Here is a 25,573-nt window from a genome sequence, read left to right as displayed (position 1 = left end):
AAAATGATAAAAAGTGTCATAAACGCCACCTGATTCATTTCGGGGTGGCGTTTTTGTGTTCTATAAAGGCAAAAATTTCTGAAACGGGAGTGGTATAATCAAACCACTTAATTGCCTCATTTTTTCTGAACCAAGTTCCTTGTCTTTTTGCAAATCTGCGCGTATTCTTTTTTATTTCAGAAATGGCTTCATCTTTAGAAATGGTACCGTCAAAAAACTGAAATAGTTCACGATAGCCAACAGTTTGCAAGGCATTGAGATCTTTATGTGGATACAAATCTTTTGCTTCTTCCAAGAGACCCTCTGCAATCATTAAATCGACACGTTGGTTAATGCGATCATACACTAAGGCTCTTTCTCCTGTAAGTCCAACATAGATTGTATTAAAATTTCTTTGGGCAGCGCCCTGATGTAAAAAAGAAGAAAAAGGTTTTCCTGTTCCACGAATTATTTCCAAAGCACGTATCACTCTATGATGGTTATGAAGATCTACTCTCTCATAATAAACAGGATCTTTTTCTTTTAATTCTTGTTGTAATGAAAGTAATCCAAGTTCCTTAAATTCTTTAGTAAGTTGACGTCTAATCGTTTCAGAAACCTTGGGAAATGTGTCAAGACCTTTTACTACAGCATCCACATACAAGCCTGAACCTCCTACCAAAACAACCACACTGTGTTCCTTAAAAAGCTCTTTTAATTTCGCGAGCGCATCCCTTTCGAAATCACCCACGTTATACGCATCAAAAAGACTTCGGCTCTGAATAAAATGATGGGGAACTGCTGCCAATTCTTCCGCAGAAGGAACTGCTGTGCCTATGGTCATTTCTTTAAAAAACTGTCGTGAGTCTGCCGAAAGTATTTCAGTAGAAAAATGTGTGGCGATTGCGATCCCTAAAGTAGTTTTTCCAATAGCAGTAGGGCCTACCACACAAATGAGTAGAGGAGTTGTTGCCATTACTTTATAATATCTTCGTCGTGCAATTCGGTACCACAGTGATGGCAAAAATCTGCATCGTCCCTATGTTTTGTCTCATTGCAGTTCCGGCATGTCTGTGAGTTTACATGAACGTAATCTTTATCGTCTACTTTTGGTGTGCCCATACGCTTCGTGTACTCTGCACTTACAATTCCGGTTGGCACAGCAATAATACCATACCCCATAATCATAATAATAGCTGCGATTAACTGTCCTAGAGGTGTCACGGGCGCAATATCACCAAAACCTACAGTGGTTAAAGTAACAATACACCAGTAAACGCTTACTGGAATACTTACAAAACCACTTTGTTCACCTTCTACCAGATACATTAGCGTTCCTGCAATAATGGAAATAATAAGGACAGCGAATAAAAAAACAAGGATTTTTGGCCTGCTATCCATCAATGCTTTTCGCAATTTATTAGATTCTCCTATGTAGCGTGTAACTTTTAGTATCCTGAAAACGCGTAACAAACGTAAGGCGCGCACGGCTAATAAAACATTGGTTCCAGCCAAGATAAATGATAGGTATAACGGAATGGTAGATAGAAAATCTATGATCCCGTAAAAGCTAAAAATATACTTAGAGGGACGTTTAATGGTAATAATACGTGCTACATATTCAAACGAAAAAAAGATGGTGATTACCCATTCGCCATAATATAAATAATCATAAACATACTCGGGCCAACCACGAACACTCTCCACCATTACAAAAATCACACTTACCAAAATAAGAATAAGCAGGACTACATCAAACAGTTTGCCCATGGGTGTATCTGCCTCATAAATGATGGTATGCAAATCTCGTCGCCAGGTACTTTGTTTAGTGGGTTCCAATAAGGAAGATTTTTGTTTTTTTATAAAAGTAAGTAAGTTTCTTTAATTAACTGGGTCTGTAGCCAAAGGAATAATTTTTAAAACCCGTCGTTTTTTAAGATATGTTTGTATAATGTGTTGTGCATCCCTGTTATTGGACATAGGCGTAATAATAGATTTTAGTACGGCAGGATTGTTTATCTGGTAATTCAAATTATAAAAACCGAAGCCTTTATAGATGCCATTTTCAATTAAAATAACCGAACGTTCATCCACATCTCGTCCTCTGTCAATCACCAGCATATGCTGATTTGCATAACTATATTCATCCAGAAATAATTGTGCCCGTACATTATAATCTTCGGCAGTTTCCTTTTGAATACAGGCGCCCTGGCAGTCTTTCACTGTATAATTAAAACAATTGCCCTTTGTTTTATGTAATCCTGTTAATTTTTGACACAGGTTGTATTTTTCGGTAATAGCATATACCGAAGATTTCGCCTGTTGGAAATTACTAAAAGTGGTGATAGCTTTTTTACGGGCATCTGCTTTTTCAATAGAAAGGTTTATATACCCGTGTTCGTCCACAAAAGACCCTAACTGATATTGAAACAAAGTTCTTCGCAATGCCCGGTTGTAGGTCGGTTTTGTATGTTTAATTTCTTCGCATTCTTTTAATAGTGCTATGAGTTCATTTCCAGTAAGCTCATACGTAATAGCAGCCACTTCCAACTGTATTTTCTTAGACTTCCTGTTGTCACTTGTAAAATGCTGGGTGAGGCGTTTTTTTATGTTTTTGCTCTTTCCAATATAGATAATTTCGCCAGCTTCGTTATGCATATAATACACGCCGGTTTCCGAAGGTGCTTCAGCAATTAAATCTAGTAATTTGGTGTCCAAATGCCGCTTGGGATCTTTCCTCACCGAAGCCCGGATAATTTCCTTGTTGGTATCTTTTTGAAGCAATAACTTAAATAATTCTACCGTAGCCTTGGCATCGCCTTGTGCCCGGTGTCTGTCGGTAATTGGAATTCCCAGGGAACGCACCAGTTTACCCAAGCTATACGAAGGCATATCTGGAATAAGCTCTTTGCTTAACTCTACCGTACACAGCGTTTCTTTGTCAAAGTCGTACCCTAATCTGTCAAATTCGGTTGTAAGAATTCTATTGTCAAACTTTGCGTTGTGGGCTACTAAAATAGACCCGTTTGTAATTTCAATAATGCGTTTGGCTACTTCGTAAAACTTTGGAGCACTACGCAGCATTTCATTATTAATACCCGTAAGATTCACTACAAAAGGCTGAATTTTCCGCTCTGGATTTACCAGACTGGAAAACTGGTCTACAATTTTATGGCCGTCAAAGCGGTAGATGGCAATTTCGGTAATGCCTTCTTCGTTAAACTTACCGCCTGTGGTTTCTATGTCTAGTATTGTATAAATAATATTTGTAATTTATGGTTTGTGACTAGTAATTGCGTTCGCCAAAAATAGAGCTTCCTACGCGAACCATAGTACTGCCTTCTTCCAGAGCTATTTGGTAATCGCCGCTCATTCCCATACTCAAGATAGTAAAATCTTGTTGTGTTTTACTGAAATCATCATACATACGTTTCAGTTTTTTAAATTCGTTTCTTACTTGTTCCTGCCTATCGGTAAAAGTAGCCATTCCCATAAGGCCCACCACCGAAATATTTTCAAAACTTTTGAAGGCTTCCGAAGTTAATAACGCCTTGGCATCTGCCTCACTCATTCCAAATTTACTGTCTTCTTCAGCAATTTTAAGTTGTAGTAAGCACTGAATAACTCTGTTATTTTTCTTTGCTTCTTTGTTTATTTCTTTTAATAATCTGGGACTGTCTACAGCGTGAATCAAATTCACAAAAGGTGCCATGTATTTCACCTTGTTGCGCTGCACATGACCAATCATATGCCACTCAATATCTTTAGGAAGTTCTTGCCATTTGGCTTCCATTTCCTGCACTTTATTTTCGCCAAACACCCGCTGTCCCGCATCATATGCTTCTTGTAAATCGCTTAGAGGTTTGGTTTTGGAAACCGCAACTAAGGTGACATTATCGGGCATTACTTTGGTAAATTCTTGTATATTTTCTGAAATGGACATCTAAAATGTATTGTTGGTGATTTGCTTCAATTAAACTTCTTGACGAGTGGGGGTTCCTGAGTGATTTTTTAAAACAACGTATACTTTAAAAAAAATGTATTGAAAAGTTAAAACTCATAAATAGTAACACCACTTCTTAATTTAGGTTCAATGTAAGTGCTTTTTGGTGGCATAGTTAAGCCTTCATCTGCTATTTGTTTCATTTCATCCACACTTACCGGAAGCAAACCGAAACCTACTTTAAAGTTGCCTTTGTCTACTTCGCCTTTTATAAAAACCAGGTCTTTTTTCCCATCGGCGTACTCCAAACGGGTATCATTGCGTACATCGATAATTCCAAGAATAGGTTTTAAGATGGTGGTGTATAAAATTTGAGTATCTAATCCGTCCAGGGCATTTTTAATTTTATAATTATTTTTTCTTAAGTAGAGAGAATAAAACTCACCGTCCAGATACATGCTAAAATGATGTTTTTTAGAAGGTTTGTAATACGCAACACCTCGACTTTCTATACGATAAAGTGCATCAAGCTTTATCAAAAATTCTTCTTTGCTCAGTCCGTTTAAATCCTTTATTAACCTATTAAATTCGTAAATTTTAAGATCACTTTCAGGAATCAAAAAACTCATAAAATAATTATACGATTCTTCTCCTGTGTGCTTTTTGTTCTTCGCTTTTAAGTCTTTTGCCAATAATGCTGAAGAAGAAGATCTGTGGTGTCCATCTGCAATATAGACGGCTTTCATTTCGGCAAAATATGCCTGCAACTGGCTCACAATTGCTTCATCATCTACATTCCAAACATAGTGAGTATCCCGATAGGTGGTCGTAAATTCATATTCGGCACGTGTTTCCATGACCTTAGCAAATAGCCTTTCAATTTCTGAATGATCTGGATAGGTGAGGAGCACAGCCTCGGCATTAAAGCCTACTGTTTTTAAATATTCCTTAAATGTGTTTTCTCTATATTCAATCGTAGCTTCGTGTCTTTTTATAAGGTTGTTTTCGTAATCCTCTGCACTTGCTGCGGCGACAATTCCGTGGAACTCCAGTCCGTCGCGATTCACAATTTTATAGAAATAGTAGCAAGGCTTTTCGTCTTGCATAAATATTTCATCCTCTTTAAATTCCTGATACCTATTCTTAACCAATTTATAACGCTGCTTGCCCGAAATCTCCTTTTGGTATTTAAAGCCAGGATTTAAAATCTGTAAGAACGAAAACGGATTGTCCCGTAAGCGCGATTCCCGTTCCTCTGGCGTATAGCTCTCATACGAGCGCGATGCCAACAGGCTCACTTTATCCCGAGTGGGACGGATGGCTTTAAATGGAAGGATTTTAGGCATTTTTTTAGTTTGCAGTGGCAGTTGCAGCTTGCAGTATTATTTACTGCTACTGCCACTGCCAACTAGTTAAAGAAACATTTTCGCTACAGTTTCTGCTTTTCTGCTTTCTGAATAATCATAGAAACCTTCGCCACTTTTTATTCCCATTTTTCCTGCCATCACCATATTTACCAATAACGGACATGGAGCATATTTTGGATTTTTAAAACCGTCGTACATTACGTTCAAGATAGAAAGACATACATCCAACCCTATAAAATCTGCTAATTGCAAAGGTCCCATGGGGTGTGCCATTCCTAGTTTCATCACCGTATCAATTTCTTCCACGCCAGCAACACCATTGTATAAGGTTTCAATGGCCTCGTTAATCATAGGCATTAAAATACGGTTGGCAACAAAGCCTGGATAATCATTTACTTCTACGGGAACTTTTTGTAGTTTTTCTGAAATTTCTTGTACCGTGTCATACGTTTCTTGGCTTGTACTATAGCCTTTAATTATTTCCACTAATTTCATAATGGGTACAGGATTCATAAAGTGCATCCCAATCACCATGTCCGGACGGGAGGTAGCCGCCGCAATTTTGGTGATAGAAATAGACGAAGTATTACTTGCCAAAATAGTATCGTCTGGGCAAAACTTGTCAAGATCTTGAAATATTTTCAGTTTTAGATCCAAGTTTTCGGTAGCTGCTTCTACTACTAAACTTGCAAATTCTACACCTGCTTCTAGGCTGGTATAGATAGTAATGTTTTTTAAAGTGCGTTGTTTGTCTTCTTCTGTAATACGCTCTTTGGCAACCATCCGGTCCAGATTTTTGGTAATGGTGGCGATGCCTTTGTCGAGGGATGCTTGCGAAACATCTATCAAGTGAACTTTATAATCGGTTTGCGCAAAGGTGTGGGCAATTCCGTTTCCCATAGTTCCTGCGCCTATTACTGCTACGTTTTTCATGTAATATTATTTTTGTCATTTCCACGTAGGTGGAAATCTCTATTTAGTGTCTATTGAATTTCGCTGGCGCGAACTTCAATTTTTTATTTGTTCTTTATTTTATGGACAATGGAAATACTTTTATGAAACTATTTTAATGCGAATCCCTTATTTCTGTTATAATACTTGTTGACAAAACCCAACCAATTCCTTGCTTGGATATTCCTTTAATTAATTTTTTGTCACCTGTCCAAAGCGGCGATTCTAATTCTAAAGCAAGAGCTATAAAAGGAGCGTCAAATTTATCAACATTTTTAGTTAGTTTAACTGCTGCTTCAAATGTAGCTGTACGAATGGATTCTAGATCTATTAAATCAATCTTTTTGAAAAGCATCATTTGTAGAAAATCTAACTCTTTTTTTGATAAATCAGTAATTTTTAAAAGTTTGGCTCGGTGATTATCAAGTTCTTCAAGGACGAATGTGGGCGAATAGAAATCGAATACATCCGAAGAATTAAGTATTAAATCACTTATGGTTCCTTCTGGGCTTAAAAGTGCGCTGAAAATTATATTAGTGTCTACAACTAGTTTCACTTTACAAAACGACTTTTATTTTTAATCCACCATGAATCTTTAGATTGGGTAGCAATTTCGTCGATTTGTTTTTGAGATGCTTTACTTTTTGAAGCTATTTCACGGAATTTAAGGTAATCCAAAATCCGTTGAAGACCAACTAAATCAGTTCCCGAAGCTAGTCGGATTACAATTTCCTTATTTGTTCTTTCAATTTGCATATTTAAATGTACTTATTTTTTATTGAATTTCGCTGGCGCGAAGTTCTATTTTTATTTGGTTTGCCCAAACAACTTTATAGTCGAGTCATAACTTCATATTCAGCTTTTACTATATTCAAGTAAATCTTTTTATTTCTAGGGATAGCTTGATTCAAAAAAAAGTAATTTTCTAGACTATTAAGTGCTTCTCCTGCTTTCTTAATTTCTTTATTCAATAAATAATATTGAATCTGATATATTTGAGTGAAATAATTATCCAAACCATTATCTCCAGAAGATAAGATTTCATCAATTAGTGGTTGGATTTTTTTGTCATTATCTAAATTTTCATCAAAAATATAATATTCAATAATATCAGATTTTCGTTCAGAATTTAGTTTTGATTCTTCAGTTTCTAAAGAATACAAATCCTTTCTATATACCAAGCGGTCATCTTTTAGAAAATACCATCTTGCTAATTGATCTTCTGGATCTGGTTTTTCTTCAAACTGTCTTGTTGCGTTGCTAAAATTTGTAAACATTATATAAATCTCTCCTTGTTCAGGTGTCTCGTGTACTGAATAAGTTATTTGTGCTGGAGCTGGACTTGTCTTTTCAAATTTCACTTGAACTTTATCAACTCTAGTAACTCCATCATAAATTTCCTTAATAATGGCTGTCATTTCATCATAATCAAGATTATGATATAATTCGGTCATGAAAAATGTGTCAGGACAAATTTGATGAACAAAAGAATATTTATCAATTCCCAATTGATGCTCAGTTATTTTATTTTCTCTAAAAATTTCAAATTTTTCTTGAGAATGAATCAACATTGGAATTAATAAGAGAATAAGAATTATTTGTTTTAGCATATTTTAAATTTATACAAACTAAGTTTCAAACGCATATCAAAACGCTAACCTACAACATCTTAAAATTCTCAATAACCTGCATCGCAACCGTGAGTGCTTGTGTCCCCTGCGCCAAACTAACAACAGGTGTTGTATTGTTATTAATCGCATCTGCAAAAGATTCCAACTCGTCTAAAATAGCATTGTTGGCGTGTATGTCTGGGTTGTCAAAATAGATTTGCTTCTTAATCCCTTCCGCATTGGTGAGTATCATGGCGAAATCGTCTGGGTCTTTTGGGGCGTCTTTCATCTTTACCACTTCTACTTTCTTCTCCAGAAAATCTACCGAGATATACGCATCCCTTTGAAAGAAACGTGCTTTCCGCATTTTCTTCATCGAAATTCTACTGGCGGTTAAATTGGCAACGCAGCCATTTTCAAACTCAATACGGGCATTGGCAATATCTGGTGTTTCTGAAATCACCGAAACGCCACTGGCATATACATTTTTCACCTTAGATTGTACTACGCTTAAAATCGCGTCAATATCGTGAATCATTAAATCCAAAACTACTGAAACATCGGTCCCGCGCGGATTGAATTCTGCCAAACGGTGTGCCTCGATGAACATTGGGTTTTCCATCATATCCTTCACGCCCATAAATGCTGGGTTAAAACGTTCTACGTGCCCTACCTGACCTTTTACGTTGTGTTTTTCGGCTAATTGGAGTAGCTTTTCGGCTTCTTCAACGGTGTGGGTGATGGGTTTTTCAATAAAAAGATGTTTGCCTGCAGTGACTACCTTTTCAGCACAAAAAAAGTGATGGATGGTTGGTGTAACAACATCTACCACATCACAGGCATCAATTAAGGCTTCCATAGTCTGGAAACTTTTGTAACCGAACTCTTCTTCAATCTTTCGGGATGCGGCTCTGTCTGCATCGTAAAAGCCAACTAAATTATATTTAGTAGACTGATTGAGTAATTTTAAATGAATTTTCCCGAGGTGGCCAGCACCTAGAACTCCAGCGTTTAGCATGCGTACTTGTTTTTAACAAAGATAAAGGTTTCAAGTTCAAAATTCCAGAATCCAAATTCCAAATTCCAAGTTTCTCCGTGTATCTCAGTGCTCCTGCGCGTATCTATGTGTAATAGCTATGACACAGAGATTCACAGAGAAAAAGGAGCTTCACGGAGGCAGACGTTAGATTTTTTAACGAAAAACCGCATTCGGAAACACCACAACACTTTCGTGCCCATTTGCACCAACCGCAGCAATCCCAAAGAAAAAATTATCTATTACAATCCCATCCAAAGTAAATTCTGAAACATCACCTACATGCCTGCTGTAATCCCAAGTTGGGGAGGTGGTGTCTCGCCAGTATATTTTGTAACCTACAGCACCATCTACCTTGTCCCACTTAAATTTTGCTGAAGGCTCTACAATCCCGCCAATCGCTACATTTTTTGGAGCGGGTGGTGACCACGCCAGGCTCGCCATAGTAATTGCGTTAACAGCGGTGAGTTTTTTGGCATACTCAAAATTGACGAATTTTAGTTTATCGCCATATTCAATGCCATTTTCGGTACGAATGTCTTGATGCTGTTGGGTGTAGTTTTCGTGGGCTTCCATAATTCTGATACCTGCGTAGCCCAAATCGTTAAACGGACGGTGATGTCCACCACGTCCAAATCGGTCCAGACGGTAAATCATCATGGGATTCATTTCGGGCATGTAAGTTTTTACTGTTGTATGTACATAGCGCGCGAGCTGTCTTGAAATGCCATCTACTTCGCCGCCGTAGAAACGTCTTCTTTGGCGTTCTTCGTCGGTTTCGGTTGGAGGAACAGGTTCAGAAAATATTCGAAAATCTACATTGCTTAGTACGCCGTCCACACCCTTAATATTTCCGATCATATCATTATTCAGCACGCCAATAATATCCCAACCCTTTTCTTTGGCATACGCAGCAAACCCTGCGCCACCAAACAAGCCCTGTTCTTCACCACTTAATCCTAAATAGACAATGCTACTTTCAAACGTATATTTGGAGAGAACACGTGCCGCTTCTATGGCACCTGCCATCCCACTGGCATTGTCGTTAGCACCTGGTGCATCTTTGGTAAAATCGCTACCGTCGCTGTTTCGGGAATCTATATCGCCACTCATAATAATATAGCGATTAGGGTATTTTGTACCTTTTTGAACAGCGACCACATTCACTATCCAGGTATCCTGAGGAACGCGACGATTACCATCGGCTTTTACCAAATCTTTTTGGTTGAAGACGTTTAGACAGTTATTACAGTCTTTTGAAATAGTTTCAAATTCCTTTTTAATCCAGCGTCTGGCAGCACCGATACCCCGAGTGTTACTTATGGTGTCACTAAATGTATTTCGGGTTCCAAAACCGGCTAGTTTGGTGATATCTGCTTCAATCCTGTCTGCTGAGACCGCATCTATAATTTCATAAATTTTAGGATTTGTTTGAGCTGAAAGAGCACTATAAATAAAAAGCAAAAGGATAAAATGGAAGCGTTTCATAGGGATTATATTTGTTTTAAAAGTAAGAAAAAGAATGTTGAAGAAAGGTATATGTCGCATTACTTTTTAGCTGAAATTTCAGCTACCAACGCTAGTTTCTTCCCATCTGGACTTACCGTAATTCGCGTAATATTTTGAATGTTGTTTGCTGATAGGTCTGCGACTTCTTTCCATTCTCCAGGACCAAAAAGATCATATACATATAATTTGGAACCACTCCCTAAAAGTAGGGTAGTAGCGTTAATCCAAGTGTGGTCTTGAATCCCGATGGGAAGCTGGCAGACGAAATAGGTGTCTTCGGCCTTATGTACATCTACCACAAAAACATCAAGATTTTTTTCTTCGTTTACAATCGTATAACTTACCGTAGTGGTATTAGGAACTTTGTGAATAGAGCGCCCCACATTTTCAGCATACAAACCTGCTTCGTCTTTTGCAAGGTTCGCAATGACCAGGTCTAACTGATTTCCAGAAAGCACCGAAGCCACAAGATAGTCTTCATCATAAAAAGCAAAATACGCAATTTCCAGTTCGCTTAAAAGTAGTTGCGACTCGCCATTATTGGGCTTTGTACTCTCGTATTTGTAAAGTCGCTGCAACCCGGTTGTGTCTAACCGAACTGCCGCAATGTGTTTGCCATCTGGCATGAGTATGGGAGAGTATTCGCCGCCGGGTGTAGTTGCATTCAGGCGTTGCTTTGTATTTTCTGAAATAGAATACAATTGTATCTCCGTCTGCCCATTTTCAGTACCTGCATACAATACCGCGTGATTGTCCATAAATGAAGGCTGATTATCATACCCGCTACTATGTGAAATATTTTTAAAGTTGGAAACGGCAAACGTAGTGTCTGTTATTGCTAAATCCATTACATATACATCGGTGTTGGGTTGAGCAATTGCCACAATAGAAAGTAGAAAAACGAAATAGGGGAGAAACTTCATAACGATATTTTGAAGAGTGAAGATACAAAGTTTGTTCCAAAAAGAAACGCTGTCTTTCGAGATCGCTTTGTAATAGTTCTGCCTAATTTAGAATGTATTTTAAATAAGAAGTAGCGAGTGTTTTAGAATTTCAGTAGGATTACGTATCAAATTTAATTAGTAGTAGTATTTTTGAAATGTATAAAACTAGCCCATAGCTGCTTTTGAAAATACACTAATTCCAAATTAAAAAAGTAACCTACATGTTTAAAAAAATTTTTGGCTCAAAAAACACACCTTCAATAAGTAATGCCGAAGTAGAGAAATTAATGACTGCCGTAGACGGTGAAAAATTGGGCGAGTCTGAAGAAATGTTACTCTATGGTGGCTTTCAGGAATTGAATGACTATTACTTTTTTGAAGCGTTGTTTATGAGTAGAAGAGCTTTTAAAAGCAAAAAAGGGGCAACCCTTACTTTCAAAAGTAAAAGAGGCGATTTTACATTAACCGCTTCTATGCTGGAATTTGAAAGTGAATACGCAAAACCATTACAGCGAAACGCAACTCAAATTAGTTTCGATATTGAAAAAAACCAAATTAAAAAAATACAAGAGGGAGCCTATGAATCGATTGATTTTAAAATAAAAAAACAGGTTTTTACTCTTTTGAAAAGCTAGTCACGATATGTATATAGCAAAAAAAGCCGCTCCAATTGAGCGGCTTTCTGATTTCTAAATAGCTGGTAAAATCTTAAAACGGATATTTATTTTCCGCAGTTACCTTTTCAGCAATATAGTTTCTTAGCCCAACTATGTTCGGCATGTTTTGATATTTTGTAAAACGTTTTAATCCCATCAACATCATTTTTTGTTCATCGCCTTCAGCAAAAGAAATAATAGCCATTTTTGCTTTGGTAGCAATAACGTCTATGGCTTTGTATAAATATAGTTTTGCCATGGCAACTTGATATTCGGCATTTTTACCGTCTCGCTTGGTATTCTTTTCGGCTCTAAGGATAGCGCTTTCTGCCATATAGATTTCGATTAGAATATCGCTGGCAGCCATTAACATCATCTGATGTTGTTCTAATTCTGGTCCGTATTTTTGAACGGCAGTTCCTGCTACCATTAAAAATACTTTTTTCAGTTTTGCTACCATTGCTTTTTCTTCGGCTAATGTTTCAGAAAAATCTGGCGTGTCAAAACTTGGAATTCCCATGAGTTCTTTGGCAACGTCTTGGGCAGGATTTAATAAATCTACATGTCCTTTCATTGCTTTCTTCACCAACATTCCAACGGAAAGCATTCGGTTAATCTCATTGGTACCTTCGTAAATACGCGCAATACGTGCATCTCTCCACGCAGCTTCCATCGGGGTGTCTTCAGAGAATCCCATGCCGCCAAAAATCTGGATGCCTTCATCTGCACAATTCTGAATATCTTCAGAAACCGCAACTTTCAAAATAGAACATTCTATGGCATATTCTTCTACCCCTTTTAGCTCTGCTTCCTGATGAGAATTACCTTCTTCTATTCGAATGCTTATTCTGTCTTCAATATTTTTTGCAGCCCGATAGGTAGCAGACTCGCCTGTAAAAGCGTTCGTTGCCATTTCGGCTAGTTTCCATTTAATGGCGCCAAATTCTGCAATAGGCGTTTTAAATTGCTTACGTTCATTTGCATATTGCACTGCTGTGGTAGTCACACGACGTTGGGAGTCTAAACAGGCTGCAGCCAATTTAATTCGTCCCACGTTTAGCGCATTCATGGCTATTTTAAAACCTTCGCCACGTCCGGCCAGCATGTTTTCTACTGGAACTTTGGTGTCGCTAAAAAATACTTGACGCGTTGAAGAGGCTCTAATTCCTAGTTTGTGCTCTTCTTCTCCCATAGAAATTCCATTGCTGGGATCGTTTTCCACGATAAATCCAGTAATATTTTTATCGTCACCTATACGAGCAAAAACAATCATTATGGTACAGAAACCTGCATTAGAGATCCACATTTTCTGTCCACTAATTAAGTAGTGTTTTCCGTCTTCGCTTAAAACAGCTTTTGTTTTTCCGCTATTGGCGTCACTACCTGCGCCTGGTTCCGTTAAGCAATACGCGCCAAACCATTCGCCAGTGGCTAGTTTTGGTACGTATTTTTGTTTTTGTGCTTCGTTTCCATAAAGCGTAATTGGCATAGTTCCAATTCCTGTATGTGCACCAAAAGCAGTTGAAAAAGACCCTGTGCCACTGGAAATATAGTCGCACGTTAAGACGGTAGAGACAAAGCCCATTCCTAGTCCGCCCAATTCTTCTGGTACCGCTACGCTTAAGAAACCAAGATCTCCAGCTTTCCGCATTACTTCTTCTGTTAATGCATAATCTTTCGCTTCAAAACGATCTCTTTTTGCTACGATTTCACGGTCGTTAAATTCCATGACCGCTTCCTTCATCATACGTTGCTCTTCTGAAAAATCTTCAGGAGTGAAAATGTCTTCGCAAGGGGTTTCTTTTACTAAAAATTGACCTCCGCGGAGAATGTCTTTATTTATTGTTTCTGTTGCCATATTTAATTAGGTATTAAGTATTCAGTACAAAGTATTGAGACTGAAAAACTAAATTTTGTTGATTATTTTATTAGAGCTAAGCATTAAGAGTGCTTTTAAAAAAAAATTAATACTTAATACTCACATCTTTGTTCTATTTAAGAAATTCAAATATGCCTGCAGCTCCTTGTCCGGTACCTACACACATAGTCACCATTCCATATTGTCCTTGCATGTTTCGTTTACGCATCTCATCAAACAACTGTACCGAAAGTTTTGCTCCTGTACATCCCAGCGGGTGTCCCAATGCAATTGCGCCTCCATTAACGTTTACAATGTCCTTGTCTAATCCAAGCTCACGAACTACCGCTAAACTTTGTGAGGCGAAAGCTTCGTTTAACTCTATTAATTTAATGTCGTCTTGTTTTAATCCGGCTAGTTTTAGTGCCTTCGGAATTGCCTTTACAGGACCTATTCCCATAATACGTGGTTCTACACCCATTGCGGCATAGTTTACCATTCTGGCAATAGGCTCCAGGTTTAATTCTTTCATCATTTCCTCACTCATTACCATCACAAAAGCGGCACCATCACTCATTTGTGATGAGTTTCCTGCGGTTACACTTCCACCTTCAGCAAATACCGGGCGTAGTTTCGCCAAGGCTTCCAGGCTTGTTCCTTTACGTGGCCCTTCGTCTTTGGTTACGGTATACTTTTTTGTTGCCTTTTTTCCGTTGTCGTCTACATAGGTTTGTTCTACGTCAATAGGGACAATCTGATCCTGAAAACGGTTTTCAGCTTGTGCTTTCAATGCTTTCATATGGCTGTTGTAGGCAAACTCATCTTGGTCTTCACGAGACACTTTAAATTGGTTGGCAACCGCTTCCGCAGTATTTCCCATGCCCCAATAGTAATCTTCGTGACCATTTTTTACGATGTCGTAATTCAATTCTGGCTTGTAACCAGACATAGGTACAGAGCTCATACTTTCAGCGCCACCAGCAATAATGCAGTGCGCCATTCCAGATTGGATTTTGGCTGCTGCAATGGCAATAGTTTCTACTCCCGAAGAACAGAAACGATTTACGGTCATTCCAGGAACGTCTACAATATCCAATCCCATTAAAGAGATTAATCTACCAAAGTTTAACCCTTGCGAACCTTCTGGCATGGCGTTACCCACGATCACATCGTCAATACGTTTTGCGTCTAATCCGGGCAGTTCCTTCATCATATACTGAATGGTTTCTGCAGCCAGATCATCGGCTCTCTTAAATCTGAACACACCACGAGGTGCTTTTCCAACGGCGGTTCTGTATGCTTTTACTATATATGCTGTTTTACTCATAGTATTAAGATTTTAGAAATAAGTATTAAGACTTTTTTAATGTTCTTTGAAGTGAATAATTCATTTTAGTTACTTCAATCACTTCGCTAATTATAGGTCTTGCTACTTCTTCTGTTAAAAGATTTAATCTTTTTGATAAATATAATTGTGTCAATAGTTCAAAAGAAGAACCGTTTGCAATTCCTAAGAATTGTTTAAATTCTCCATTTGTATTTCTTCCTGCACCTTCAGCTATATTTGAAGGAATAGAAACAGCACTTCTTCTTACTTGAGATGTTAAGCCAAATTTTTCCTCTTTTGGAAAATTTTCTGTTGCTCTGTAACAATTTTCAGTTACATCCATTGCTTTTTGCCATATTTTCAACTCTTCGAACTTGTGCATAATTTTTATTAAAAAAGTTAGTATTGAGTACAAAGTATTAAGAAACAACCTTTTGCTTACATCTTAATATTTTGTACTCTGTTCTTTGTACTATCCGCAACCTTAGTTGCGAAGTGGTTTCCCCTTCTGTATCATATGCTGCAAACGCTCCAGCGTTTTACGTTCCCCAGTTAAACTTAAGAAGGCTTCTCTTTCTAAGTCTAGCAAATACTGCTCGCTTACTAGGGTTGGCTCACTTAAATCACCACCTGCCATTACATAGGCTAGTTTATCTGCTATTTTCTGGTCGTGTTCGCTAATGTATTTGCTGGCTTCCATACTGTCTGTTCCTACATAAAACATTCCTAAGGCTTGCTTTCCTAATACTTTTATATCGGTTCGCATTGGGGGCTTTGTGTAGCCTACGTCTGCCATTTGTCTTGCAACTGCTTTTGCAGTGGCTAGTTGTCTAGAAGCATTTACTACAACAATATCTTTTCCGTGTTTCAGGATGTCAAGATCGTATGCTTCGTGAGCTGAGGTAGATACTTTCGCCATGGCAACCGTTAAGAAGTGCTGACGTAATCTGTTCAGTTCTACATCATCTTGTTTAAAGGAATCACTTGCGCGAAGGGCCATTTCTTTAGAACCTCCACCGCCAGGAATTACGCCTACGCCAAATTCTACCAAGCCAATATAACTCTCGGCTGCAGCTACTACACGGTCTGCGTGCAACGTCAATTCACACCCACCACCCAGGGTCATTCCGTGGGGTGCCATTACCGTTGGGATAGAAGAGTACCGCAAACGCATTACGGTATCTTGGAAATATTTTATAGCAGCATTTAGTTCATCATATTCCTGCTCTGCGGCCATCATAAAAATCATTCCGATGTTGGCTCCTACTGAAAAGTTCTGTCCTTGGTTCCCAATCACCAATCCGTCGTAGCTTTTTTCTGCCAGATCGATAGCTTTGTTTATTCCAGCTAGCACGTCTCCGCCAATACTGTTCATTTTACTGCGGAATTCTACATTTAAAATTCCGTCGCCTAAGTCTTGTACTGAAACGCCGCTATTACTAAATACTTCAGTGTTTTTACGAATGTTATCTAAGATGATAAACGCATCTTGTCCTGGTACTTTTACCTGTGCTTTCTTCGGAATATCGTAGAAATATGTATTTCCTTCTTTTACTGTATAGAAAGATTTGCTACCTGAATCGATCATTTCCTGAATCCAAGGCGCAACTTCTTTTCCTGCTTCTTTAATTAGCTCCAACCCTTTTTCTACACCCACAGCGTCCCAAATTTGAAACGGACCGTGTTGCCAGCCGAAACCAGCTTTCATCGCATCGTCAATCTTGTACAACTCGTCGGTTATTTCTGGGATTCGGTGTGAAACATAGGCAAACATAGCGCCGAAATTTCTTCGGTAGAATTCACCTGCTTTGTCTTTTCCTTTTATAAGAATAGGGAAGCGGTCTGCAACGTTATCTACAGATTTTGTTAACTCAAGCGTAGCAAATTGTGCTTTTTTAGCGGAACGGTATTCTAATGAATCCAGATCCAGTCCTAAAATTTCAGAAGAACCGTCATCGTTTTTTACTTTTTTGTAGAATCCTTGTCCGCTCTTGCTTCCTAGCCATTTGTTATCCATCATTGTCTGGATGAACGCTGGAAGCTTAAACATTTCGTGCTCCTCGTCATTAGGAACGTTGTCGTAAATACCATTGGCAACGTGTACCAGCGTATCCAACCCAACAACGTCTACCGTACGGAAGGTTGCCGATTTAGGGCGTCCAATTACGGGGCCGGTTAATTTATCAACTTCTTCCACGGTCAAGCCCATATCTTTTACCAGATGGAACATGGCCTGTATGCCGTAGATTCCAATTCGATTCCCGATAAAAGCTGGGGTGTCTTTTGCGATGACGGTGGTTTTTCCTAAGAACTTTTCACCGTAGCTGTTTAAGAATGTTAACACCTCAGAATCGGTTTTCGGTCCTGGGATGATTTCAAATAATTTTAAATATCGTGGCGGATTGAAAAAGTGCGTTCCGCAGAAATGCTTCTGGAAATCTTCACTTCGGCCTTCGCTCATAAATTTAATAGGAATACCAGAAGTATTTGAGGTAATCAAGGTTCCTGGCGTTCTGTGCTTTTCAAGATTTTCAAAAACTTGTTTCTTGATGTCTAAACGTTCTACAACCACTTCAATAATCCAGTCTACGTCTTTTACCTTGGCGATATCATCTTCCAGGTTTCCTGTAGTGATTCGCTTGGCAAAATCCTGATGGTAAAGTGGTGCTGGTTTCGATTTAATAGAAGTTTGCAAGGCATCGTCTACCAAACGGTTTCGGAATGCTTGACTGTCCATTGTGATTCCTTTTGCTTTTTCTTTGTCATTCAGCTCACGGGGCACGATATCCAACAAAAGGACTTCTACACCAATATTAGCAAAATGACACGCGATACCGCTTCCCATAATTCCGGAACCGATAACAGCTACTTTATTTATTCTTCTTTTTGACATGTTTTTTCAATTATGAATTATGAATGCTGAATTCAGAAACAACTCTGAATTCATAATTCTGCATTCTGAATTGGTTTGTAAATTCTTTTACTATTGATGAGCTCCATAATAGTGTGAGCTACCTTGTTAAATGTTTTTAATTCTTCTTCTGAGATATTTTCTTTCACCGCATCATCAAACTGAAGTACAACTCCTTTTGAAAAAGTTCTCATTTCTTTTCCAAATGGTGTTAGGTGAATAAGAACGCCACGACCATCTTCTGGGTTGGGTCTGCGCTCAATAAGTCCTTTGCCTTCCATAGTTTTAAGGGTTCGTGATAGGGAAGTAGCTTCCATCCCCATTTTTGGACCCAAAGCTGTAGACGGAGTGCCTTCTTCCGGGTCTATGCTTATAAGTGCAAAGCCTGTGGCCATTGTACTTTCTTTGCGTCCTGCTTCTTCGTTATACATTTTTTGTACCGCCATCCACGTACTCCTTAATATATAATCTATGGTTTTTTCTTTCATACTTTGTGGTTTCCCCGGCTTCACTCGGACAGCATTCAAATGAAATTTGAAGGTGATTGATGTTCGAGCAGAGCCGAGGACTAATTTTCAGAAACTCAAATATACAAAAATTTACTATGCGTGCATAATAAATTGGTTTAATTTTTACTTAGGCGAACCGTTGTATTGGATTTAGTGGGCAATAGCGTAACTAATTGATGGTAATGGGTTTAATTTTTGTTGCGAGCAGGGCGTTGTATAGGAAAAAAATATTACGCTTACGTATTCGAAATTTCCTACTTAATTTATTATCATATCTTTAAGCCAACTAACCAACCCGATTTCCACCTTCAGGGAAATTCAATATGATTAAATTCTTCCGTAAGATCAGGCAACGCCTTGTTGTTGAGAATAAATTTAGCAAATACCTTTTGTATGCTCTTGGCGAAATAATTCTTGTGGTGATTGGGATTTTGATAGCGCTACAAATCAACAATCAAAATGAATTAAGAAAGGACCATAATTCAAAACTAAAAATCATCGAATACCTTATTTTGGACTTAGAAAAAGATATTCACCATTTTAAAGTCGATGGTATTAGAAATCAAAAATCGATTGATTTTATAAATAATTTTTTACAAAGTGGAGCGATAGAAAATTCCAGCGATTTTATAAGTCTTATAGATGAACGCTATAAACTTTATCCTAATAATTCTAAGTACAAATCGATTACTTCAACAAATCAAATAGACTTATTGGATGAAGTTACTTTAAGCAAATTAACAACCTATTACGAGTATGACTATATACGTTTAAATGCACGAGTTAAAGATTCAGATAATATCACCATAAAAATCGAAGAGTTTATTGTAAATGAATTACCTAAACATCCTACAACAAATAATGATGAAAATTTTAATGCTGAAGTGAACACCGTCTTAGCTAGAGATGAAGTATATAATCTCTTTATAATGAGTAGCAATTATAGAAAAGATCTTAATGAGCTTATGAAAAGTACTCAAAAAAAAGCGGAGCAATTAGTGATTGAATTAAATCAAATAACGAAAGACTAACCAATGATTAAATTCTTCCGAAGAATACGATACGACCTTATGGAAAAAAATAAAACAGGCAGGTATTTAAAATACGCCATTGGCGAAATTTTATTAGTTGTAGTTGGTATAGTAATAGCGTTACAAATCAATAACTGGAATACAAATAGAGTTGATGAAACTAATAGAACAAATTATTACAAACGCATTATTGTTGAGTTAGATGAGGAAACTGAAGCAGCAATGTGGATAAAAGTTGATATAGACTCATTAATCTATAAAAACAAAAGTGCTCTAAAAATAATGGAATCTAAAAACACAGATTCTATACCTGTATTTAAAAACCTCTTAGGAGCTACTGCAACCTTTTGGGATGTGGAATACCATTTTCCCATATTAAAAGAATTTATCAATCAAAATCATTTATCTAAAATGAAGAATGATACCCTAAAAATGGATTTTGAATATCTCTCAAGGTTACTCCGCCGTGCTGAAATACAACAAGATTATAACGAAACACAATATGTAAATACCATAGAACCTTTCTTTATTAAACATATAAATTATAGTGAAGTTGCCTTACCCAATTATAGAAAAAGTTTGATTCAGGGTGGCCCTTCTTCTAATTATGAAGCGTTGCTTACTAATCTTGAATTATGGAATATTATTACATTTAAACTTGAATCCTTAACAAATGAATCTTTATCGCTAGAAAGTTCTATTATAGATTTCAAAATAATTAAAGAGCGGGTAGAGAAAGAATTAGAAAAATAAAATTAGTGAATTCTGAAATGTGACGTAGTTATAAAATACGATTCAAATGATTAAATTCTTCAGACATATCCGTCAAAGACTAGTAACTGATAATAAGTTTAGTAAATACCTGCTCTACGCTATTGGCGAAATTGTACTTGTGATGATTGGGATTCTTCTGGCGCTTCAAATTAATAACTGGAATACAACACAAAAAGATATTGCCAAAGAGCAGCAAATTTTACTAAGCCTGCAAGAAGAGTTCAAACAAAATATTAATGAGATTTCATTTGATCATCAAGTAAATTTGAGCAGCATAAATGCAGTAAAAACACTTTTAAATTTCGATGCTACCAGAGATTTTGAAACAAGGATCGTCGATAGTTTATTAGGTCAAACCTTCAATTTTGCCACTTTTGATGCTCGATTAGGTGTTGTTAATGACCTTAGTTCCTCTGGAAATCTAGAGCTTATTAGAGACTCAAAATTACGATATGCATTAAATCAATGGACAGGCGAATTAGAGGATTACAAAGAAGATGTTATTATTAGAAGGGATTATTGGATTAAGTATGCTCCTACTCACGTGAATAAGGTATTGCCCACAAGAAATCAGGATGTTTTTATGGATAGAAAAGATTATATAAGAGCTATAGTAATTAAACCAATACAAGTACCAAAGTCTAATTATGTTGAGTTTTTAACGAGTCTCGAAATAGATGGTTTTTTGTTCGATTATTATATGAATCAGTCCTTTGTGACTACAAATGAGGAATCGATCATGGAATTTTTACAAAACACCTTAACATTAATTGAAAGCAATATTGACCAATAATCAAATTTTTTAAAGAACTCATAACAACCTCATGAAACAAAACGAAACAAAAAAACCGAAAAAGAAATCAATCTCTTTTCCTTCAGCACAGGCGATTCTTTTGATTATAGCGGCTCTTGTTGCGTTGCTTACCTGGGTAGTTCCAGCGGGTCAATACGCGTCTTTAACCTATGACACGTCGGAAAATGTTTTTATAAAAACATCAAGTGACAAGGTGGAAAAACTTCCAGCAACACTAGAAACGCTAGAAACACTCAATATTCAAATTCCGTTGGAGCGTTTTACTTCGGGAGCCATTTACAAACCCATTAGCATACCAGATACGTATCAAGATTTAGAGCCTGAGCCGCAGGGGTTTTTCGAGTTTGTACAAGCACCCATTAAAGGAATTATTGAAACTGCCGACATCATTTTTTTAGTACTCATTATAGGCGGTGTTGTGGGTATTGTAGAGAAATCCGGGGCTTTTAGCGCAGGTATTCAGTGGCTTTCAGAATTTTTAAAAGGGCGAGAGTATATTTTAATTATTAGCACAACAATTTTAATTGCTTTAGGAGGTACTACCTTTGGCTTTGGCGAAGAAACCATTGCTTTTTTACCCATTCTCATTCCTGTTTTTTTGGCGGCAAAGTATGATGCCCTCGTTGCCATAGCCTGTGTATTTCTAGGCTCTCAAGTGGGAGTCATGGCATCTACCACAAACCCATTTTCTACCATAATTGCCTCGGACGCTGCAGGGATTGTTTGGACCACGGGTCTTTATGGACGCGTTGCCATGTTCGTAATTTGTGTGGCAATCACAATCATTTTCATCCTGCGATATGCAAAAAAGGTGAAAGCAGATCCTAACAAATCGGTGATTTATGATCAGAAAACTCAGATTGAAGAGTTATTTAGTATTCACCCCGATGTTAAAGTTCCTGCACTTACCAGCAGACTCAGATTAATTTTATTGGTCTTTATACTTTGCTTTGTCGTAATGGTATGGGGAGTTATCGCCTTTGACTGGTGGTTTGTAGAAATGACGACGGTTTTCTTTTTTGGTGCCATCGTTATAGGCTTTATGGCAAAAATGAAAGAATTAGTCTTTATAAATGCCTTTATGAAAGGAGCTGGCGCACTATTGGGTGTTGCTTTTATTATAGGGCTTGCCAGGGGAATATCGATACTTATGAGTGACGGTTTAATAAGTGACACCATTTTGTACCAGGCCGGAAGTTTTACAGAGGGGATGCAAAAAGGAGTTTTTATAAATGCCTTGTTCGTGATTTATAATGTTATTTCGTTTTTTGTGTCGTCTACTTCTGGTACAGCGGTACTTACAGTGCCTATTATAGCTCCACTGGCAGATACGGTGGGTGTGGGCAGAGAAGTGATTGTAAATGCCTATCAGTTTGGGCACGGCCTGTTTAATTTAATTAATCCTACTGGACTCATACTTGCTTTCTTGGGCGTTGCGCAAATAGGGTACGGCCGTTTTTTAAAATTTATATGGCCTTTACTAGCCATACTCGCAGTAGTGATCATAGTCTTTTTAACCATATCAGTTTATTAATGAGTACTATATGATAAAATTCTTCAGAAAAATTAGAGAGCGAATGATCATCGAAAACAAATTTTCAAAATACCTTTTATATGCTATTGGCGAGATTGTCCTAGTTGTAATTGGAATTTTGATTGCACTCTCCATAAATAACTGGAACGAAAATCGGAAGCTTCAACGTGAAGAAGTAAGTCTTTTACTTGAAGTAAAATCAAATTTGGAAGTCACACTACACAACTTTAAAAATGACACCCTTTTAAATACAAATAACATTATTCAGTTACGGAAAATAGAACATTACATAGAAGAAGATTTACCTTATGATACTGAATTGGATATTGCATTTGGACTATTTGGACAATGGCAAAGTCCGTATCCTATTACAACCGCGTATACTACATTAAAAACAAAAGGGTTGGACGTTGTATCCAATAAACCTCTTAGAAATAAAATTGTAACCATGTACGAATTTGAATTCGTCCTGCTACACAACGACTATGATAAAGGAGAATGGGGAATTGTAGACAATGCTAATATATTTCTTATAAAACATATTAGGAGTAAAAATTCCGAACAATCTGCTCGCCCGAATGATTTTGAAAATTTAAAAGATCAGGTTGAATTCAGTAATATAGTAGGAAAAATTATTGCTCAAAGAGAAGTTGGTTTAAGAATGTATAAAACAACAATCATAGCTATTGTAGCATTAATTGAACACATTGATATTGAGCTGATGGCTAGAAAATAGAATTTTTAAAAAATAACGACAGCCAAATTAATAATACTATGATTAAATTTTTTTAGACACATCCGAAAACGATTGATCACTGAAAATAAGCTATCAAAGTATCTGCCGTATGCCATTGGAGAAATTGTACTTGTGGTTATTGGAATTTTAATTGCTTTAAGTATTAATAATTGGAGTACTAACAAGCAATTACGTAGCACAGAACAAGTGTATCTAATGTCTCTTCAAACGGAGTTTGAAACAAATCTAAAAAAAATCAAAGAATGTATTAAAGAAAATACGGAGCGGATACAAGCCGTAGAGAAAATACTTGCGTTATTTGACGCGAATGTTCGCGAGACCATTAGTGACAAGGCTGTTTCAGATATAATTTATTCAATTTTTGGAGGCGAAGCAACTTATATTCCCTCAAACGGTGTGCTAACCGATATTATTAGTTCTGGGAATCTAAATTTAATTCAAAATGAACAATTAAGACAACATCTTGCTTCTTTTGAAAGTACCTTAGACTTCTTGGCATTACAAGCAAATTCTACAAATGCTATAAAAGATGAATTGCAAAGCCAATTTAATAAAAATGGTAGTGTAAGAAAAGTTTTACAGCATAGAGGTCTTACGTTTGAATACGAATCAATTTCTGATACGTTGACCAATAAAAAAATGTTCAATTTGATTGAGTTTGAAAATGAACTTTTAGATTACTATTTGACAATTAAAGCAGCAAATGGACCCAGATTTTTTGGAGGCATAAAGGAGCAAATAGAACTTATTTTAATCGAAGTTGATTCCGAAATAAAAAAATAACAAAAGGTAAACCAAGAAGATTTTACGTGACCAGAATTGGAAAATTAGCGAAATCACAAGACTGATTATGGATTAAAAGTTCTTCTACAAATTCTTACTCTACGCTACTCGCCAATACATTCCAATTGGTTTCAAAATCTTTATCAAAACGCACCTTTTTACCAATTTGGTTAAGGTTGTCCAGCCAATTTTTTTGTGATGGACTTAAGTACATTTCGGCAGCGCTTCGGTTACCTAAGGCGCTTTTAGCTACATATACCTACTACAGGAATTCATACATTTTAGCTTGATACGTGAAAAGATAGAGGGTAAAATGATTAAGTGTTAGTAGCTTGCAATTGAATTTAAACAGCAACCAAACTGTTTGTATTTACGTAAAAACTTTAATTTAATATACTTATGAAAACAAATTCTAGAACATCAACATGTATCATTGTAGCATTAATTATCGCTATGACAAGTACAACTGTACAAGCGCAATTATGCAAAACTGATATTTTTAATAGAGAAGGAACTGTACATTCAGTAGGGCCAGCAACGATGGCTTTTAATGCAACTTCAAAAAAAGTAGATATTCTATTCGAAAAAACGGGTGGGCAAGCCAACGGGCATCTTGAAATTACATATAAATGTGATAGCTGTACTACAAATTCTACCGAGCTTATTTCTTTTGATTATGGAGAAGCAAATAGTACAAAAACTGTAACTATAGATAACGTAAAAGGAAAGAGAATCTCTATGCGTCTTGTTAATAATTCCAGTGCCATGCGAACTATAAGTTACAAAGTTACTGTTATGGGAAGAACAGCAGATTTGCTGGAACCAGATGCAAATAAATCACCAAATTTGGCTATCGGTCAAACAAAAGAAACGTATATAACCAAGCCATCTTGTACAAACAGGACTAAAGTGAGAATTTTTACAAATAAAGGACGTGCGGAAGCGTCCATAAGAATTTGGGAAAATGTAAATGGACAATGGAGGGATTTAGATACTGGAACGGTAAGCGCTTGGAAAGGACCAACCTTATTCGAAAAAATATACGATACTAATAATTCTTTAAAAATTGAAGTTAAAAATCGTTCCACCGCTTGGGCTACTAGTTTTGACATAAGTGTAGAAGCAGATGGTAAAATAGGGGAGAGTACTTCAGGTTCAGCAAATAATGGAAAAGTGTCAAAACCTGGAAAAGGGAATATAAATAACTAAAAATATAGGGTTTATAATGCTGGTTGGTAACAGCGCTACAAGCCCTATTTTTAATCAGAAAACTAATAAAA

At 37.0% G+C, this 25,573-nt stretch carries 25 protein-coding genes; 8 read left to right on the top strand and 17 right to left on the bottom strand.

Features of this window, described 5'->3' with window-relative positions; all coding sequences use genetic code 11:
* Positions 1-34 precede the first annotated feature (34 nt).
* From miaA to ACQ2HF_RS16035, 12 genes are all read right to left on the bottom strand, one after another.
* A complete protein-coding gene (gene miaA / locus ACQ2HF_RS16090) occupies positions 35-955 on the bottom strand; it encodes a tRNA (adenosine(37)-N6)-dimethylallyltransferase MiaA (protein WP_432411444.1) in 921 nt (306 codons plus the stop codon).
* The gene (locus ACQ2HF_RS16085) at positions 955-1,818 is read right to left on the bottom strand and encodes an ion transporter (protein ID WP_432411443.1); all 864 of its coding nucleotides are present in this window, start codon (positions 1,816-1,818) and stop codon (positions 955-957) included. The genes miaA and ACQ2HF_RS16085 overlap by 1 nt, the downstream gene beginning before the upstream one ends.
* 42 nt (positions 1,819-1,860) lie before the next feature.
* Positions 1,861-3,240 carry an exonuclease domain-containing protein gene (locus ACQ2HF_RS16080; protein ID WP_432413110.1) on the bottom strand — a complete coding sequence of 460 codons (1,380 nt, stop codon included), beginning with the start codon at positions 3,238-3,240 and terminating at the stop codon, positions 1,861-1,863.
* Positions 3,241-3,265: 25 nt separating this feature from the next.
* The gene (locus tag ACQ2HF_RS16075) at positions 3,266-3,922 is read right to left on the bottom strand and encodes a YggS family pyridoxal phosphate-dependent enzyme (protein WP_432411442.1); all 657 of its coding nucleotides are present in this window, start codon (positions 3,920-3,922) and stop codon (positions 3,266-3,268) included.
* A 107-nt stretch (positions 3,923-4,029) separates the two neighbouring features.
* Complete coding sequence (locus ACQ2HF_RS16070) at positions 4,030-5,268, bottom strand: DUF1015 domain-containing protein (RefSeq protein ID WP_432411441.1); 1,239 nt, start codon at positions 5,266-5,268, stop codon at positions 4,030-4,032.
* A gap of 66 nt (positions 5,269-5,334) precedes the next feature.
* Complete coding sequence (locus ACQ2HF_RS16065) at positions 5,335-6,222, bottom strand: 3-hydroxybutyryl-CoA dehydrogenase (protein WP_432411440.1); 888 nt, start codon at positions 6,220-6,222, stop codon at positions 5,335-5,337.
* A gap of 133 nt (positions 6,223-6,355) precedes the next feature.
* Positions 6,356-6,796, bottom strand: coding sequence for a PIN domain-containing protein (locus tag ACQ2HF_RS16060; RefSeq protein ID WP_432411439.1), 441 nt, complete (start codon positions 6,794-6,796; stop codon positions 6,356-6,358).
* Positions 6,793-6,996, bottom strand: a complete 204-nt coding sequence (locus tag ACQ2HF_RS16055) for a hypothetical protein (protein ID WP_432411438.1) — start codon at positions 6,994-6,996, stop codon at positions 6,793-6,795. The genes ACQ2HF_RS16060 and ACQ2HF_RS16055 overlap by 4 nt, the downstream gene beginning before the upstream one ends.
* 74 nt (positions 6,997-7,070) lie before the next feature.
* The gene (locus ACQ2HF_RS16050; protein WP_432411437.1) at positions 7,071-7,850 is read right to left on the bottom strand and encodes a hypothetical protein; all 780 of its coding nucleotides are present in this window, start codon (positions 7,848-7,850) and stop codon (positions 7,071-7,073) included.
* 49 nt (positions 7,851-7,899) lie between these two features.
* Positions 7,900-8,868 carry a Gfo/Idh/MocA family protein gene (locus tag ACQ2HF_RS16045; protein ID WP_432411436.1) on the bottom strand — a complete coding sequence of 323 codons (969 nt, stop codon included), beginning with the start codon at positions 8,866-8,868 and terminating at the stop codon, positions 7,900-7,902.
* Between the two features lie 174 nt (positions 8,869-9,042).
* Positions 9,043-10,374 (bottom strand): M28 family metallopeptidase, encoded by a 1,332-nt coding sequence (locus ACQ2HF_RS16040; RefSeq protein WP_432411435.1) that lies wholly within the window; start codon positions 10,372-10,374, stop codon positions 9,043-9,045.
* Positions 10,375-10,433: 59 nt separating this feature from the next.
* Positions 10,434-11,318: a TolB family protein gene (locus ACQ2HF_RS16035; RefSeq protein ID WP_432411434.1), complete on the bottom strand. Its 885-nt coding sequence runs from the start codon at positions 11,316-11,318 to the stop codon at positions 10,434-10,436.
* A gap of 242 nt (positions 11,319-11,560) precedes the next feature.
* Here ACQ2HF_RS16035 and ACQ2HF_RS16030 point away from each other — a divergent pair, with 242 nt between their 5' ends.
* Positions 11,561-11,974 carry a hypothetical protein gene (locus tag ACQ2HF_RS16030; RefSeq protein WP_432411433.1) on the top strand — a complete coding sequence of 138 codons (414 nt, stop codon included), beginning with the start codon at positions 11,561-11,563 and terminating at the stop codon, positions 11,972-11,974.
* 73 nt (positions 11,975-12,047) lie between these two features.
* On the opposite strand, the gene ACQ2HF_RS16025 is transcribed toward ACQ2HF_RS16030, so the two are convergent.
* The 5 genes from ACQ2HF_RS16025 to ACQ2HF_RS16005 all read right to left on the bottom strand — a co-directional run bounded on the left by ACQ2HF_RS16025 (position 12,048) and on the right by ACQ2HF_RS16005 (position 18,579).
* Entirely contained in the window at positions 12,048-13,853 is a 1,806-nt protein-coding gene (locus ACQ2HF_RS16025; RefSeq protein WP_432411432.1) for an acyl-CoA dehydrogenase family protein, read from the bottom strand.
* Between the two features lie 133 nt (positions 13,854-13,986).
* Positions 13,987-15,180 carry an acetyl-CoA C-acyltransferase gene (locus ACQ2HF_RS16020; protein WP_432411431.1) on the bottom strand — a complete coding sequence of 398 codons (1,194 nt, stop codon included), beginning with the start codon at positions 15,178-15,180 and terminating at the stop codon, positions 13,987-13,989.
* A gap of 25 nt (positions 15,181-15,205) precedes the next feature.
* On the bottom strand, positions 15,206-15,562 hold the full coding sequence (locus ACQ2HF_RS16015; RefSeq protein ID WP_432411430.1) for a four helix bundle protein: 357 nt from the start codon (positions 15,560-15,562) through the stop codon (positions 15,206-15,208).
* A 102-nt stretch (positions 15,563-15,664) separates the two neighbouring features.
* Complete coding sequence (locus ACQ2HF_RS16010) at positions 15,665-18,073, bottom strand: 3-hydroxyacyl-CoA dehydrogenase/enoyl-CoA hydratase family protein (protein WP_432411429.1); 2,409 nt, start codon at positions 18,071-18,073, stop codon at positions 15,665-15,667.
* 50 nt (positions 18,074-18,123) lie between these two features.
* Positions 18,124-18,579 carry a MarR family winged helix-turn-helix transcriptional regulator gene (locus tag ACQ2HF_RS16005; RefSeq protein ID WP_432411428.1) on the bottom strand — a complete coding sequence of 152 codons (456 nt, stop codon included), beginning with the start codon at positions 18,577-18,579 and terminating at the stop codon, positions 18,124-18,126.
* A 344-nt stretch (positions 18,580-18,923) separates the two neighbouring features.
* Here ACQ2HF_RS16005 and ACQ2HF_RS16000 point away from each other — a divergent pair, with 344 nt between their 5' ends.
* The 7 genes from ACQ2HF_RS16000 (at position 18,924) to ACQ2HF_RS15970 (ending at position 25,502) form a co-directional block, all read left to right on the top strand.
* Positions 18,924-19,631 (top strand): hypothetical protein, encoded by a 708-nt coding sequence (locus tag ACQ2HF_RS16000; protein ID WP_432411427.1) that lies wholly within the window; start codon positions 18,924-18,926, stop codon positions 19,629-19,631.
* Between the two features lie 39 nt (positions 19,632-19,670).
* On the top strand, positions 19,671-20,384 hold the full coding sequence (locus tag ACQ2HF_RS15995) for a hypothetical protein (protein WP_432411426.1): 714 nt from the start codon (positions 19,671-19,673) through the stop codon (positions 20,382-20,384).
* A 46-nt stretch (positions 20,385-20,430) separates the two neighbouring features.
* Complete coding sequence (locus tag ACQ2HF_RS15990; RefSeq protein WP_432411425.1) at positions 20,431-21,198, top strand: DUF6090 family protein; 768 nt, start codon at positions 20,431-20,433, stop codon at positions 21,196-21,198.
* A gap of 31 nt (positions 21,199-21,229) precedes the next feature.
* Entirely contained in the window at positions 21,230-22,753 is a 1,524-nt protein-coding gene (locus ACQ2HF_RS15985; protein WP_432411424.1) for a YfcC family protein, read from the top strand.
* A gap of 10 nt (positions 22,754-22,763) precedes the next feature.
* The gene (locus tag ACQ2HF_RS15980; protein ID WP_432411423.1) at positions 22,764-23,489 is read left to right on the top strand and encodes a DUF6090 family protein; all 726 of its coding nucleotides are present in this window, start codon (positions 22,764-22,766) and stop codon (positions 23,487-23,489) included.
* Between the two features lie 72 nt (positions 23,490-23,561).
* Positions 23,562-24,293: a DUF6090 family protein gene (locus tag ACQ2HF_RS15975; RefSeq protein WP_432411422.1), complete on the top strand. Its 732-nt coding sequence runs from the start codon at positions 23,562-23,564 to the stop codon at positions 24,291-24,293.
* Positions 24,294-24,692: 399 nt separating this feature from the next.
* On the top strand, positions 24,693-25,502 hold the full coding sequence (locus ACQ2HF_RS15970; protein WP_432411421.1) for a hypothetical protein: 810 nt from the start codon (positions 24,693-24,695) through the stop codon (positions 25,500-25,502).
* Positions 25,503-25,573 lie beyond the last annotated feature (71 nt).

Source organism: Rasiella sp. SM2506, assembly GCF_050859505.1.
Lineage (GTDB): Bacteria > Bacteroidota > Bacteroidia > Flavobacteriales > Flavobacteriaceae > Marinirhabdus.
This window is presented reverse-complemented; position numbering and strand designations above follow the sequence as displayed.